Source organism: Bdellovibrio sp. BIS2, from assembly GCF_055398295.1.
This window is the reverse complement of the sequence record NZ_AP035879.1, coordinates 1816894-1831182: the sequence shown is the minus strand read 5'-3', so window position 1 is coordinate 1831182 and position 14289 is coordinate 1816894. Positions and strand designations below refer to the sequence as shown.

Annotated in this window: 12 protein-coding genes; 5 read left to right on the top strand and 7 right to left on the bottom strand. The window is 51.0% G+C overall.

Going from position 1 to position 14289, the window contains the following annotated elements; genetic code table 11:
* Positions 1 to 4: 4 nt before the first annotated feature.
* Positions 5 to 838, bottom strand: coding sequence for an archaetidylserine decarboxylase (gene asd / locus ACZ520_RS08745; protein WP_464128220.1), 834 nt, complete (start codon positions 836 to 838; stop codon positions 5 to 7).
* 108 nt (positions 839 to 946) lie between these two features.
* On the opposite strand from asd, the gene ACZ520_RS08740 reads away from it, so the two are divergent.
* The 4 genes from ACZ520_RS08740 to ACZ520_RS08725 all read left to right on the top strand — a co-directional run bounded on the left by ACZ520_RS08740 (position 947) and on the right by ACZ520_RS08725 (position 6346).
* Entirely contained in the window at positions 947 to 2491 is a 1545-nt protein-coding gene (locus ACZ520_RS08740; protein ID WP_464128218.1) for an NAD(P)/FAD-dependent oxidoreductase, read from the top strand.
* A 135-nt stretch (positions 2492 to 2626) separates the two neighbouring features.
* Entirely contained in the window at positions 2627 to 4240 is a 1614-nt protein-coding gene (locus ACZ520_RS08735) for a hypothetical protein (RefSeq protein ID WP_464128215.1), read from the top strand.
* A gap of 143 nt (positions 4241 to 4383) precedes the next feature.
* Complete coding sequence (locus ACZ520_RS08730; RefSeq protein ID WP_464128213.1) at positions 4384 to 4629, top strand: GlsB/YeaQ/YmgE family stress response membrane protein; 246 nt, start codon at positions 4384 to 4386, stop codon at positions 4627 to 4629.
* Between the two features lie 154 nt (positions 4630 to 4783).
* The gene (locus tag ACZ520_RS08725) at positions 4784 to 6346 is read left to right on the top strand and encodes a sensor histidine kinase (RefSeq protein ID WP_464128210.1); all 1563 of its coding nucleotides are present in this window, start codon (positions 4784 to 4786) and stop codon (positions 6344 to 6346) included.
* A 72-nt stretch (positions 6347 to 6418) separates the two neighbouring features.
* On the opposite strand, the gene icmF is transcribed toward ACZ520_RS08725, so the two are convergent.
* From icmF to ACZ520_RS08710, 3 genes are read right to left on the bottom strand one after another with little or no spacing between them, the layout of a single operon-like run.
* Positions 6419 to 9658 (bottom strand): fused isobutyryl-CoA mutase/GTPase IcmF, encoded by a 3240-nt coding sequence (icmF, locus tag ACZ520_RS08720; RefSeq protein WP_011164310.1) that lies wholly within the window; start codon positions 9656 to 9658, stop codon positions 6419 to 6421.
* 5 nt (positions 9659 to 9663) lie between these two features.
* On the bottom strand, positions 9664 to 10461 hold the full coding sequence (locus ACZ520_RS08715) for an enoyl-CoA hydratase/isomerase family protein (RefSeq protein WP_374032841.1): 798 nt from the start codon (positions 10459 to 10461) through the stop codon (positions 9664 to 9666).
* Positions 10462 to 10474: 13 nt separating this feature from the next.
* Positions 10475 to 11335 (bottom strand): 3-hydroxybutyryl-CoA dehydrogenase, encoded by an 861-nt coding sequence (locus ACZ520_RS08710; RefSeq protein ID WP_464128206.1) that lies wholly within the window; start codon positions 11333 to 11335, stop codon positions 10475 to 10477.
* 290 nt (positions 11336 to 11625) lie between these two features.
* Between ACZ520_RS08710 and ACZ520_RS08705 the strand changes: the two genes are divergently transcribed.
* The gene (locus tag ACZ520_RS08705; protein WP_416480728.1) at positions 11626 to 12828 is read left to right on the top strand and encodes an SH3 domain-containing protein; all 1203 of its coding nucleotides are present in this window, start codon (positions 11626 to 11628) and stop codon (positions 12826 to 12828) included.
* A 9-nt stretch (positions 12829 to 12837) separates the two neighbouring features.
* Here the strand turns inward: ACZ520_RS08705 and ACZ520_RS08700 are convergent, their stop codons facing one another.
* From ACZ520_RS08700 to ACZ520_RS08690, 3 genes are read right to left on the bottom strand one after another with little or no spacing between them, the layout of a single operon-like run.
* Positions 12838 to 13221 (bottom strand): hypothetical protein, encoded by a 384-nt coding sequence (locus ACZ520_RS08700; protein ID WP_416480729.1) that lies wholly within the window; start codon positions 13219 to 13221, stop codon positions 12838 to 12840.
* Complete coding sequence (locus ACZ520_RS08695; protein WP_144313819.1) at positions 13218 to 13511, bottom strand: Mpo1-like protein; 294 nt, start codon at positions 13509 to 13511, stop codon at positions 13218 to 13220. The genes ACZ520_RS08700 and ACZ520_RS08695 overlap by 4 nt, the downstream gene beginning before the upstream one ends.
* A 39-nt stretch (positions 13512 to 13550) precedes the next feature.
* Complete coding sequence (locus tag ACZ520_RS08690) at positions 13551 to 14288, bottom strand: lysophospholipid acyltransferase family protein (protein WP_374032837.1); 738 nt, start codon at positions 14286 to 14288, stop codon at positions 13551 to 13553.
* Between the last annotated feature and the right edge of the window lies 1 nt (position 14289).

The following is a 14289-nucleotide window of genomic DNA, read 5'->3' as shown; positions in this document are numbered from 1 at the left end:
GAGTTTATGGATTTTTAATCAAATCCGCATTCACCCGCACGGAAGGTCCCAGATTCATGTGACCTTCAAACTTCTGACGGAAGCTTGGTGGATACAACATCACCACCGTGGAGCCCATGCGGAACATGCCCAGTTCAGATCCTTTGTGAACCGGGATCTCGGGGCTGTAGTGTTTGTGCTCAAAGATATGAGGGCCTTTTTGATTGCCGCGGATTTTTTCGTCAAAACTCAGCACAATGTGACCCACGTTGGTCGCACCAACAAAGACCACACCCACCGGGCCCAGATCCGTTTCAATCTCCACCAGCACGCGCTCGTTCACCGAAAACAAGTCTTTTACGTTCGTGGTGCTCCACTCATTCACCGGCCACAATTCACCTGGCATGTAGCGCACATCAGTGATGTTGCCTTCCACCGGGGAATGCACACGGTGATAGTCCGTCGGGCAAAGATAGTAGGTCATAAAGAAGCCGCCCGCCCACTTTTTGTCGCAGTCCGGGTCTTGCGTGAAATCCTTCAGCTTGTAAGTCAGACCCTTGGCCTGAATCAGGGTGCCATCCTCGATGGCAGCCGCCTGAGTGATTTTGCTGTCAGCCGGATGAACCGCCCAGCCGGTGCCCACAGGACGGATGCCGGGTTTTAAGCGGCGAACGAAGAACTCGCCAATGGAGGGATACTGGTCATAGGACTTTTCAGCCTCGGCCAGATCGATGTTATAAAGCCACGCAAAGCCCCGGATAGACAGGCGCGCCCACAAAGAAGGCCCTTTCCAGTGCATAAAGTGACCGACCCAGCGGCTAAGACGACGTTTTGGTAGAATTCTGGTAATTGCTGACATAGAAATCTTTATATCTGCAATAGACCCCTTTGTCACCTAAAGGACTTTCTAGTACAGTGTATTGAAATCAGAACCTAATTTGGACCCTAAAAAGGTCCCGGAGGCAGAATGTCCAAGATTATTCAGAATCTTGAAATCCCTATTGATAATGACCTTGAAGAAAAATTGCAGTGGCTTGTCCCTGAACATGGTCCTTACCGCATTCTGCGCCAATCCGTGGATGCCCGCCGCTCCCACTCCCCGCATTTCGTTTATACCGTCGAGGTCGCCGAAAAAGGCGAAACTTTGGAACTTCCAGAATTCAAACTGGAAAAAATCGAAAATCCCAAAGAAAAGCCCCTGATCGTCGGCACCGGTCCCGCGGGCCTGTTTGCGGCTTTGCGCTTTGTGGAAAGAGGCGTTCCGTGCGTGCTGTTTGAGCGCGGCTCTGACAGTGGCGAACGCATCAAAGGGATCAATCAATACTGGCGCTATGGCAAACTTGACCCGCGCAATAACGTTTGCTTCGGCGAAGGTGGGGCCGGTCTTTATTCTGACGGCAAGCTGATCACCCGTATCAAGTCCCCGCACATCCCTTATGTGATGAACCGTCTGGTGCAGTTCGGTGCCCCGGAAGAAATCCAGTGGCTGTCGAATCCGCACGTGGGTTCAGACCGTATACGCCGGGTCATTCCGAAACTGCGTGAATTCCTGCGCGCCAATGGTTGTGAAATTCATTTCAACACCCAGGTCACTGAAGTTCTGACAGAAGGAACGCAAGTGGTGGGCGTGCGCACCGAACACGGTACTGAGTTCAGATCCCCGCACGTGGTGATGGCGACGGGCCACTCTGCCGAAGACATGATCAATCACCTGCGTGATATCGGTGTAAAACTGGATGGAAAATCCTTTGCCATGGGCCTTCGCGTGGAACACTCGCAAGCATCCATCAATAAAATTCAATACCGCCAGTTCTCGGAACATCCCAAGCTGGGTGCTGCCAACTATAAACTGGCTCACCACGATAACAAGACCGGCATCGGAGTTTACTCTTTCTGTATGTGCCCGGGTGGTTACGTTCTTTCTTCCGGCACTGAGGCCGATGGCATCGTCTGCAATGGGATGAGCAACTACAACCGCAACTCTCCGTATGCCAATGCGGCAATCGTGGTCAGCATTGATCACGACAAAAACTTTGGGGATGACGTTTTTGGTGGAATGAAGATGCGCCGTGAACTTGAAACCCGTGCCTTTAATTCGGTTGTGGCTGCGGGGGGAACACGTGAACTTCCTGCGCAGAACCTGATGGACTTCCTGCAAGGAACAAACTCCAAGACCGGTCCCCGCCCTTTGCGCCCGGGTTCTTCCCCATCGGGAGCATTGAACATTCGTCTGGACGAGCTGCTGCCAAAGCACATGGTGAATCGCCTGCGTGAAGGCTTTGAAAAATTCCAAGGCAGCATGAAGGGCTTTTTGACCGAAGACGCTCAAGTGTACGGAATCGAGTCCCGCACCAGTTGCCCGGTTCGCGTGACCCGTGACGAGGAAACCTTGGAAAGCGTATCACACAAAGGTCTTTACCCCGCAGGTGAAGGCGCAGGTTACGCCGGCGGAATCACCTCAGCCGCCTGCGACGGCATCCGCATCGCCGAAAAAATCATCGCCCAACTATAAAAGCTATTCCCAAAAGGTGCCTGGTGACTTTTTCTTATGCGCTGCTTCAGCAAAAGTAAGCAGGTACCTTTTGGGCATTTTGGGTTGGCTTGATGATTGCAAACTCCTTCGATTGTCCAAATTGGAGGAGGAAACATGCACTTTAAACCACTAATCGGAGCCATTGTGACTCTGATAATCGGAGTCACTGCTTCTGCAGCTCCGACCGAGAAGACCCAAGACCTGCTGACCCGCACATCTGACACCGCACTGACTGTTCGCGGTGAACTTTCCAAAAACGTCTATCGCCAGGAACCTTATCAGGACAATTACACCGAGAAAGTTCCCTATCAGGCTGAAGAAACCTATTATGTAGACGTTCCTTATCAGACCACTGAGACCTACTACGAACAGGTTCCTTACACGGAGCGTGTTTCCTATACCGACTATGAGGAATACTGGGACTCTGAATACCAGTGTCGCAACGTCACTAAATACCGTCAGGAATGTTCCAACGAAAGACTGTGTGAGCCTGGTGGCCGCACCTGCCAACCGATCACGGAGTGTGGCACCAACGCCCGCGGCGAGCGCATCTGCAAAACCCGCAACGAATGCACCGACGGACCTCGTGTTTGCCGTGATGTTCCTTCCTGCCGTCAGGTTCCATACACCGACCGTGAATGCGGTTACGAGCGCGTTCGCAAAACTCGCACGGTGACCAAATGGCGTGATGAAGTTCGCTATCGTCAGGAACAGCGCACTCGCACCGTCACCAAGTACCGTTCCGAGGCCCGCACCCGCACTGTCACCAAATACCGTGACGAAGTTCGCTGCTGCGTGACTCGTTACCGTGATGTGTTTGATCATCAGTACACTCAACCAGTGGCTGTGATCTTCCCTCAAGAAGCGGCTTTGTTGGCTGGCGAAAAAGAAACCGTTCAGGTTGTTCTTCGCGGCACGGAAGCAGCTCCGGAAGTTCAGATTAAAGTGAACTCTTCCATCTTTGCTTACGAGATTGCTGAAGTTCGTCAGGATGGTCGTGAAAAAGTCTTCGTTCTTAAAACATCCCCGAAATGGAACGAAACCAACGCCGGAACAAAAACCGTTGTTGGCCTGAAACTGCAATTCAATAAAGGTCAGGGACAGATTCTGTTCACTGAAACCGTGGCCGCTCCTCGCGTGACTTCCGTGTATACTTTGGAAGTTCGCGATCAGCAAAGCCAGGCCGTGTTGTTTGAACAGCGCCTGCAATCCACCGAAGCCAAAGCTTTTGCAGTGGCAGCTCCGGGCCTGGCTCGTGAAGGCAAGTACACGGTGCAACTGCATGTTGAACGCCATGGCGCCAACATTGCGTCGGGCGCATTGAGCTTTGACCAGACCGTCAGCTACGAGAAAAAAGAGCTGGATCAGGACGAGGTTCAGTCTTTGAAGAGTTCCGCCATGGTTCAACTGGTTCGCATTGATGGCGCGGGCGCCGAACGCGTGGTGATCATCCACGATCAGACCGCCGCTTTGGAAGAGGTTCAGTCCCAGTACAAACTGGTTGTGTGGAAAAAACTTTCCAGCGGCAAACTTGAATGGCTGGCGGAAAAGAACTTCACTCGTGAAGCCATCACTTTGGCCAATGGCGAGCTGGGTATTGCCCTGAAAGCCATCCCGGTGAATCCGGCGGCAGGCACGAAGCTTTACATGGACCTTGTGGTTCGTCGTGACAGCGCTCAGTACCTGGGTTCTCAAAAAGTTCAATTTATCGTGAATAAAACCTTCTAACGGTCCTGAAGGTTACGGCCCCGTTCCTCCACCTATGGGAACGGGGCCGTTTTTATTTCAGGACTGATCTTCCACATATTCCATCAAGTTCCTCTGACAACACGCGGTCCCGATTTTACAGTGAAAACTCCCAAGGAGGCTTCGTGCATATTATCTGGACCATCATCATCGGTTTCATCGTGGGTCTTGTGGCAAAATTCCTGATGCCTGGCAAAGACCAGGGCGGTTTTATTCTAACGACCATCTTAGGAATCATCGGGGCCGTGGTTGGCACCTACGTCGGCAGTGCTCTGGGTTGGTATCAAGAGGGCGAAGGAGCCGGCTTTATTGCCTCAGTTCTGGGAGCGATGATCGTATTGTTCCTGGCCCGCATGCTAGCCAAACGCTAGACCTTTTCATCTCAAAACAAGACAAACACTCTGGTTAGACCCTTGGGAAGAAGGAAGATCAGGGCTTTCCACAAACACTCAACAATTGTGGCTTTAAATTTATGATGAGTGGAATGAATTTTCATCCGATACTCTTCATGAAGGTGTTTCAGCCATGAACAAAAGTGCATTAATCAAAGCTTCAATCTTCGGTATTACAGTTGCGGTGATCCTAAGCCTGATTTCGCTTTTGTTTATGAACCGTTTCATGAATATTCAGGGCGCAAGATTCCGTGATGATTTCCTAAGATTCTATGCTTCCTCCATCGAACAAAAACTTCACAAAGTTCCACTGGATCAGGTTTCTCGGCAAAAAGACCTGCTGCGCATGGATCGTGATTTCCGTCCGCCAATGGGTCCACCACCTCCCAACGGTCCGATGATGGGGCCTCCACCACCAATGGGAGGAATGATGCCGCCACCTCCTCCTCCGCGAGGAGATGACCATCGTCCCCGTCCTCCTTTCAAAGGACCCGGACCGGGGCCTGGTGGTCACCGTCCTCCGCACATGGATATGGACGCATGGGTTGTGAATTCTCAAGGACAGGTATTGATCTATAAGAAATCACCGACTCTGGCGCAAAATTGGGACGAACTGCCGCGCCCGAAAACCAGCAAAGAAATCCTGACAACAGAGAACTTCTTCCGCATTGGCAATCCAACAATCGTAATCAGATTGGACACCGAGGCCGAACTTTATCTGGTGATCAAAGAACCTGCCCGTCCGATGCTGGGAAATCTGATCATCACTCAGGCTGTACTGACGGCGGCGATGATCGTGATTGCCTTGATTCTGGCCATCGCCGCGATCTTTTTCTATATGCGCAAAAAATCCCTGGAAGCCCGCTCGGTCCTGCGCCGACTGGAAGAGGGCGATCTTAAAGCGCGCTTTGAAATTCACCGTCTGGATGAATTTGGCGGCTTGATGCTGGACTTCAACCGTATGGCGGAAGAAATCGAAAAACTGGTGGGCCGTATCCACGCCACCGAAAGAACCCGCAAACAATTGTTGCAGGAAATGGGTCATGATCTGCGCACTCCGCTGACCAGCTTAAAAACTTCGTTTGAGACCTTGCAGATCCATCACGACAAGCTGTCAGCGGAAAAACGCGGCGAACTGTTTGATGTCCTGATTCGCGAAATTGATTACTTCAAGGATCTGATTGAACAGCTGATGACCATTGCCTCTTTGGACGAGCCTCACTTTAAAGCCAGCACCGAGCGCATTGATGTTATGAGCCTTCTGACCCAGGAGGTGCGCCATCGTCAACACAGCGACACGAAAATCAAATGGAGCATTGAAGGCAGCACCGTCCCGGCGGTTCTGGGTGACAGCCACCTGATTCAGCGCCTGATTCGCAACGGCCTTGAAAATGCGGAACGCTATGCCGAATCCACGGTGGATGTGCGCATTCATGAAGGTTCTGATTCCTTGACCATCGAGATTTCCGACAACGGACAGGGCCTGGACGCAGAAGCCTTGAAAACCTTCGGCCAGCGTCGCGAATTCCGCGGCAGAAAAATCACCAAGAACGGACATTTCTCTTTAGGACTGGGTTCCGTGATCATGAAAGCCATCACTGACCTTCACAACGGCACACTGACCATCGAAAACCGACTTAGCGGCAACGAAATCGAAGGCGCCTCCCTGAAAATCACCCTGCCCACCTCAAAATAAAAAAAGGGCCGCCGAATGGCAGCCCTTTGAGCTTCTAACGCATTATTGCCAGAAAAAACAACCAGGCACCTTTTAGAGGTTACGGCGGTATTGGCCGCCGACTTCGTACAGGGCTTGAGTCATTTGGTACAAGCTGCAATATCTTGCCGCCGTCATCAGGGCTGCGAAGATGTTGCCGCCGCTGAGGACGGTGTCTTTCAGATTCTGCAACGACTTGGCACCTTCGGAGGCATGATCTTCCTGGTACTTGTGGACGTTATCCAACTGAGCGTTTTTCTCCTCATAAGATGCACGCGCCAGTTCAATCTTAGGTGGAACATAGTCAGCCGCCATCGTTTTTGGATCGATGAAGGTGTTCACACCAATGATCGGCAACGTGCCATCATGTTTCAGGCGCTCATAGTACAGGGACTCTTCCTGGATTTTGGAACGCTGGTACTGCGTTTCCATTGCACCCAGAACACCACCGCGTTCGTTGATTTTCTTAAATTCATTCAAGACCGCTTCTTCAACCAGGTCCGTCAGCTCGTCGATGAAGAATGAACCCTGCATTGGGTTTTCATTCATGGTCATGCCGAATTCACGGTTAATAATCAGCTGAATCGCCATCGCACGACGAACAGATTCTTCCGTCGGAGTGGTGATCGCTTCATCGTAGGCATTCGTGTGCAAGCTGTTGCAGTTGTCATAAAGAGCAATCAACGCCTGCAAAGTCGTGCGGATGTCATTAAAGTCAATTTCCTGCGCATGCAGGGAACGACCCGACGTCTGAATGTGGTACTTCAACTTCTGAGAACGATCGTTACCCTTATACAGGTCACGCATCGCCACTGCCCAGATACGACGAGCCACACGGCCCAATACGGAATATTCCGGATCCAGACCGTTAGAGAAGAAGAAGGACAGATTCGGAGCAAAGTCGTCCACTTTCAAACCGCGCGCCAGATAGTATTCAACAAACGTGAAACCATTGGACAGCGTGAAGGCCAACTGAGAAATCGGATTCGCGCCCGCTTCCGCAATGTGATACCCGGAGATACTGACAGAGTAGAAGTTACGGATCTTGCTGCGAACGAAGTATTCCTGAATGTCGCCCATCATCTTCAAGGCGAAGTTGATAGAGAAGATGCAAGTGTTCTGACCCTGGTCTTCCTTCAGGATGTCCGCCTGAACCGTCCCACGCACCTGTTGCAGGGTCCAGACAGCCAGATCATTCCATTCGCTTTCAGTCAGCTTGCGACCCAGTTCTTTTTCTTTCTTTTCAACCTGCTGATCGATAGCAGTATTGAAATAGAAGGCCAGAATCATTGGTGCCGGGCCATTGATAGTCATGGATACAGATGTATTTGGATTGATCAAATCAAAGCCCGCATACAACTTTTTCATGTCGTTCAAAGTACAGATACTAACACCAGACTCCCCGACTTTACCGAAGATATCCGGACGCTGATCTGGATCCTGACCGTACAAGGTCACGGAATCAAATGCCGTGGAAAGACGGTGGGCCGTCTCGCCTTTTGTAAGGTAATGGAAACGACGATTCGTGCGCTCAGGAGTTCCTTCGCCCGCGAACATGCGCTTTGGATCTTCATCGGCGCGTTTTAGCTGGAACACACCGGCCGTGAACGGGAATTCCCCCGGCACGTTTTCAAGTTTCAGATAACGGAAGCGATCGCCCCAGTCTTTGAACTTAGGAACCACCACACGGCGGATTTTCGTGCCGGACAGGGATTCACGCACCATTGGCTGGCGCAGTTCTTTATCACGGACTTTGAACACCAGTTCATCACCGGAATAGGTCTTGATCAGACCCTCGAAGTTTTTCAGTTGATCCAACTCTTCCGCAGTGAACTCAGAGCTTAGGTCCGCTTCCACTTTTTTCACAGTGGCAGGATCTGCGTTCAATAAAGGCGCGACTTTTTGCAAGCCACCCAATTGGGATGCTTTTTCCGCCAGAGTTTCTGTGCGCTTTTTGTATTTATGAATAGTCGAAGTGATTTCCGCCAAATAGTTCTGACGGTCTGCCGGGATGATCACATGCTCTTCCGCGGACAGGATGTTGTTCTTGTACTGGGCATTGACAACCCATTTGCCCGGCTGCTTGCTTTCCAGGATGTCAGCCAAACGGAAGAACAATTTATTCACGCCGCCATCATTGAACTGGGAGGCCTGAGTCAAGAAGACCGGAACCTCGACCTTTTCATCAAAGATCTTACGAGAACGTTTGTATTGTTTGGTCACATCACGAAGAGCATCCAGCGCCCCACGACGGTCGGCTTTATTCACCGCCACCAGGTCCGCGAAGTCAATCATGTCAATTTTTTCAAGCTGTGATTGAGCTCCGAAATCAGAGGTCATCACATACATGGACATATCACTGACTTCAGTGATCGCCATGTTCCCCTGACCGATACCAGAGGTTTCAGCGATGACGAAATCAAAGTCCAGCTGACGGATGAATTTCAGAATGTCCGGCAAAGAAGAAGCGATCTCGCGGCCTGAACCACGGGACGCCACCGAGCGCATGAACACGCGGTTGCGGGACAAAGAGTTCATACGAATACGATCCCCCAGCAGGGAACCACCGGTTTTGCGCTTGGACGGATCCACGCACACCACGGCGATTTTCTTGTCTGGATACGCGTTCAGGTATCTTTGCACCATTTCATCGATCAAAGAGGACTTACCCGCACCACCCGTTCCGGTGATACCCAGAACCAGAGGTTCTTTGTTGGCTTTGAAGGATTCCAGCCCAAAAGCGTTCAAAGAGAAATCCTTGTGACCGTTTTCAATCGCGGTCAAAGCCACACCCAGTTCCACCGAAGGAACGGTGTCGCCGTTAAAGATGTTCTTTTTGGTTTTGAATTCTTTTTGCTTTTCCAGCAGGTCGAAATCACAACCCTTGATGATCATTTCGATCATGCCCTCAAGACCCATGCGACGACCGTCTTCCGGGTGGAAGATCTGGGCGATGCCGTAGGCCTCAAGTTCTTTTTTCTCGTCAAAGACAATCACACCTCCGCCGCCGCCGTAGATTTTCACGTAACCGGCACCGGCTTCATCCAGAAGATCCTTCATGTACTTGAAGTACTCCATGTGGCCCCCTTGATAGGAGCTGATGCAGACGCCCTGGGCGCCTTCCTGCAACACGGCCTTCACCACATCACTCACGGAGCGGTTGTGCCCCAGGTGAATGACTTCCGCACCCATATCCTGAAGGATACGGCGCATGATATTGATGCTGGCGTCATGGCCGTCAAACAGAGCGGCTGCAGTGACAATTCGGATCGGATTCTTCGGTGTGTATGCCATATGTCTTATCGACCTTTAAATTCAGCTTTGCGTTTCTCGATGAAGGCACCTGTGCCTTCTTTAACGTCTTCAGAAGTGAAAAGTTCCGCAAAGATTCTTGCTTCATTTTTCTGCGCTTCTTCAACGTCCATGTCCCAAGCCTGATTGATGGAGAACTTCGCAGAACCCACGGCAATCGGCGCTTTGGCCAAAATAGCTTCGACAGTTTTCATCACAGTGTTCATCAGTTCCGCCTGAGGAACGACTTTGTTCACCAGACCGCAAGTCAAGGCTTCAGCCGCCGTGATCATGCCACCTGTATAGGTCAATTCACGGGCACGACGGGAACCCACGGCACGAGCCATACGAACCGTCCCACCGAAGCCTGGGATCAATCCCAAAGAGACTTCCGGCAAACCGAATTTCGCATTTTCAGCGGCATAGATGAAATCACAACCCAGCGCCAGTTCACAGCCGCCACCCAGAGCAAAGCCGTTCACCGCTGCGATCACCGGGATTTTCAAAAGTGTCAGTTCATGGAAGATGCTCTGACCACGCTGAGCAAAGACCAGCGCCTTTTCTTCGTCCAGATCATGGATTTCCTTGATGTCAGCACCCGCCACGAAAGCTTTTTCACCAGCCCCCGTGATGATCAATGCGCGGGCATCAGCATAGTCCATCTCACCGATCTGGCGAAGGGCTTCACCCATTTCATTCAAAACCGTGGAGTTCAGGGCATTCAAAGATTCCGGACGATTGATCGTCAGAAGCCAAACCCCGTGTGTTTTTTGTTCCAGAAGAATTGTTTTATAGTTGCTTGCCATTATCAGACCTCAATTACTTTGCAGAGTAGTCGTAGAAACCACGACCTGTTTTGCGACCCAACCAGCCGGCTTCAACGTATTTCACCAGCAGCGGGCACGGACGGTACTTGGAATCACCCAGACCATCATGCAGAACGTTCATGATCGCAAGGCAAGTATCCAGACCGATGAAGTCAGCCAAAGTCAAAGGACCCATAGGCTGGTTCGTTCCCAATTTCATCGCATTGTCGATAGCGTCCACGGAAGCAATGCCCTCGTGAAGAGTGTAAACAGCTTCGTTGATCATCGGCATAAGAATGCGGTTCACGATAAAGCCCGGCATGTCTTTCACGGACTCAACGAAAACTTTGTCCATTTTTTCTGCCAGAGATTTAACAATGGCGAAAGTTTCATCGGAAGTCTGAAGACCACGGATGCCTTCCACAAGTTTCATCAACGGAACAGGATTCATGAAGTGCATACCCGCCACTTTGGTTGGACGTTTGGTCACGCCCGCAATTTTAGTGATGGAGATGGAAGAGGTATTGGACACCAACAATGCTTCCGGTTTTACAGTCGCGTCCAGATCCTTGAAGATCTTGAGTTTCAGGTCGATGTTTTCAGTCGCAGCTTCGATCACGATATCGCAATCTTTCAAACCCGCCGTTTCCTGAGCGGTCTTGATACGACCCAACAGAGTGGCCTTGTCAGCCTCAGTCATAGCACCTTTTTTGATGATACGATCACAGCTTGCGGAAATAGTCGCGATCCCTTTTTCAAGAGCTGCGCCGCTCACGTCCATCATGATGACGTTAAAACCAAAGTTTGCCGCCACTTGTGCAATGCCATTACCCATCTGTCCTGCGCCTACGACGCCGATCGTTTTGATATTCATTTATCACTCCGCGTTAATATGTATTTAAAACAGCCTGATTTAGATACTTTACTTTAGGCCAGAGGTCAAAACTTCTGGCCTTGAGAGCACCGAGCCTAAAGCCTCAAAATAGAAGGATGCGGTCAGCCTTTTTTCTCTCGTTGTCGTTCATTTTCAGCTCTCCCAGCACTTTTGCGGCTTTAGCCACGGATGCATCAAAAGCCGTGTCGTTTTATCGCAGTAAAACCAGCGCTTTTCCCTCTGGCCAGGTGAGTCGAACATCTCTGGAAAACTCCCTTCGGCGCACAGAAATGGAAGCCTCTTTCACCGTCTCTTGGGACCGTAAGAGCTATTCCCTCAGTGGCGACCGCCTGATCCGCGACATCCAGGTGGCCCGTTTCGTGGAAACCCGCAGCCCGGTGACTTTGCTCAGCCTGAATCGCAGTGACTCTTCCCTGGTGAAAGCCGTTCCGGGAGGTCATCAACTGGAACTTCTGGAGTGCGACGATTACTGGGCGCGAGTGAAAGAAAGAAATTCAACCACACAAGGCTGGCTGCCTTTGCACCTGCTGACCACCCGCCACGATGATCCGGGTGTGTACATGAATCTGATCGACACCTATGTGCGCACCGAACCTTCCAGCTTTGGCAAAGTTCTGACCACGTTGCCACGACTGAAACGCGTGATCCCGCTGGAAGTCACCACGAGCTTTTTGAAAATCCAATACAACGGCAAAGTGGGCTTTGTCGACATCACGCATTTTGTGAACCGCGCCGACTTTGCAACTTTGGCTTATCATCCAAAGAAAAACTGGATGACCGTGGCGTTTAGAAACAACAACAAGATCCTGACCAAAAAAGGTGAAAACGTCGACATGTCCGAAGTGCTGGGTTACGTGACCAGTCCTTTGCGTGCGATTGTGATCCGACCTGATTCCACAAGCTACGGTCCGCCTTTGCGCGCCCGTGTGGAGATTCAAAAACCTGAAGCCGTCATCTGGGGCATCAGCCGCGTCGATGGCCACGGCGAAGTCTGGTGGAAAAAAACAGATCTGCTTTTGCCACAAAGCCCGGTTGTGGAACCTTCCAAACAAATCCTGACCGACACGCTTTTAAAGCGTGAGATTTATTCCATCGCCTTTGAAAGCAAAACCTCGGTGCGTGGTTTGGTGTCGTCGGAAGGAATTTATCGCACCGATGATGGCCTGACCTGGACCGCGATTCCGCAGTTTGGAAAACAGAATTATCCCGTCAGTATTCACCCCAGTGGTGTGTGGTTTGTGGGATCTTTCAAGTCCACGAATCAGGGAAAAAGTTTTGAGCCCTTCATCCGCTGGGACAAACTGGCCCAAGCCATTGAATCCGCCTATCACCGCAATCCAAAGATCCTGCGCCTGACCCAGATTGAAGCTCTGCCCAATTCCCAGATTCAGATTTCTGTGGACACCGGCAGCTCGCGCGTGAAACTGCGAAGCTCGTTGGAAGGCACGACCTGGAATGTGGTTCGCAACTAGAAACAGCCCCTAGCGATAATCCCACAAAAGGGATTCAGGGGCTTCTTTGATTTGGCCGGCTTTATTCAGCAAAAAGCCTTCGGCAAAGACCTTCCCGACCCCGCCCAAAGAAATGAAATTTGGAAATTTCCAAGTGGAATAATACGCCTGAATGACCAGCAGGGATTCTTCCTGTGGCAGACGATCATGAAACACGGTCATCAGCACTTCACGGCCGTTGATTTCCATGATTTCACTGTGATCCAGAGGGAAGCTTTTCAAGAAAATAGGGTCAGACGATTTCAAGGCCTCCAGCTTTTCCAAAAGGATGCGGCAGACTTCCTGCACTTGAGGATCTTTGCTTTTATTATCACGACAAGAGGCCGACCCCAGCGCCAGACGGAATTTGCTCATGACCACAGCTTTCCGGCGCACATCTGATAGAACATTTTAAAATCCCCGCGCAAAGACCACAAAGGGTGTTTAAACGTCGCAGGACGGTTTTTCTCGACAACAAAGTGACCAACCCAGGCAAAGCCATAGCCAATCACCGGAAGCCCCCACAGCAGACTCCATTGCTCTGTCAAAAGGGCTGCCACAATCAACAGATGCACCAGCAGTGTTCCAACGAAATGCAGACGACGATTGAAGGGGTTGGAATGCTCCTGCAGATAAAAAGGCCAGAACTCCTGAAAGCTTTTCACCAAACCCCCGTTTGGAAATTGGAAATTCGAAATTGGACGTTAGAAGTTGTCCACTGCGAAGTAGGGTTCCATCATTTTGCGAACCTTTTCCTGCAGAATAGGACGATCTTCGATAGTGTAACCTTCCGTACTGACCGGAGGAAGAACCTCCAGCGTGATTGTGCGACTCCACACGCCCCAGTTTGGAACAAGCTGCCCTTTGGACATGATCGCAGCAGCGCCTTTCACAACGACCGGCACAATTGGTGCTTTGGCGCTGATGGCGAAGATGAATGGACCGGACTTGAAAGGCCCCAGAGTTTCGGTTTTCTGGCGCGTGCCTTCCGGCGCCAATGCAAAACGCTCTCCGGCTTTGATGCGGGCTTCGGCGGCCTGATAGACTTTGAAAACCTCGTCACGGCGATTTCTGGCGATGGGCAAAATGCCGGCGCGTCTCATGCCCGCGCCAAACACCGGAATGCTGAAAAGTTCAATTTTTGCCCCGAAACGGAAAGATCCCAACCAGCCGTTCATGGCAAAGATGTCGAAGAAACTGGTGTGGTTAAAGACGTACAGAAAACCGCCTTCAGGACGATTTTCAAGACCTTTGACTTCCACTTTGACGTTGAACATGCGACAGCAGTTGCGGGTCCAGAACTCGACAATGTGGTCTTCCAGCTTGCGATTGTTAAAAAGGATATTGCAGATGACCATCGCCGCAGAACACAGCACCGTGTGAATCGGCAGCAGAATCGCACCCAACAATGAACGAGGATAAGAAAGAAGCTTTAAAAACATA

Coding starts and splice junctions, on each gene's coding strand:
- asd (WP_464128220.1), bottom strand. CDS start 838: ATGTCAGCAATTACCAGAATTCTACCAAAACGTCGTCTTAGCCGCTGG.
- ACZ520_RS08740 (WP_464128218.1), top strand. CDS start 947: ATGTCCAAGATTATTCAGAATCTTGAAATCCCTATTGATAATGACCTT.
- ACZ520_RS08735 (WP_464128215.1), top strand. CDS start 2,627: ATGCACTTTAAACCACTAATCGGAGCCATTGTGACTCTGATAATCGGA.
- ACZ520_RS08725 (WP_464128210.1), top strand. CDS start 4,784: ATGAACAAAAGTGCATTAATCAAAGCTTCAATCTTCGGTATTACAGTT.
- icmF (WP_011164310.1), bottom strand. CDS start 9,658: ATGGCATACACACCGAAGAATCCGATCCGAATTGTCACTGCAGCCGCT.
- ACZ520_RS08715 (WP_374032841.1), bottom strand. CDS start 10,461: ATGGCAAGCAACTATAAAACAATTCTTCTGGAACAAAAAACACACGGG.
- ACZ520_RS08710 (WP_464128206.1), bottom strand. CDS start 11,335: ATGAATATCAAAACGATCGGCGTCGTAGGCGCAGGACAGATGGGTAAT.
- ACZ520_RS08705 (WP_416480728.1), top strand. CDS start 11,626: ATGGAAGCCTCTTTCACCGTCTCTTGGGACCGTAAGAGCTATTCCCTC.
- ACZ520_RS08700 (WP_416480729.1), bottom strand. CDS start 13,221: ATGAGCAAATTCCGTCTGGCGCTGGGGTCGGCCTCTTGTCGTGATAAT.
- ACZ520_RS08690 (WP_374032837.1), bottom strand. CDS start 14,288: ATGTTTTTAAAGCTTCTTTCTTATCCTCGTTCATTGTTGGGTGCGATT.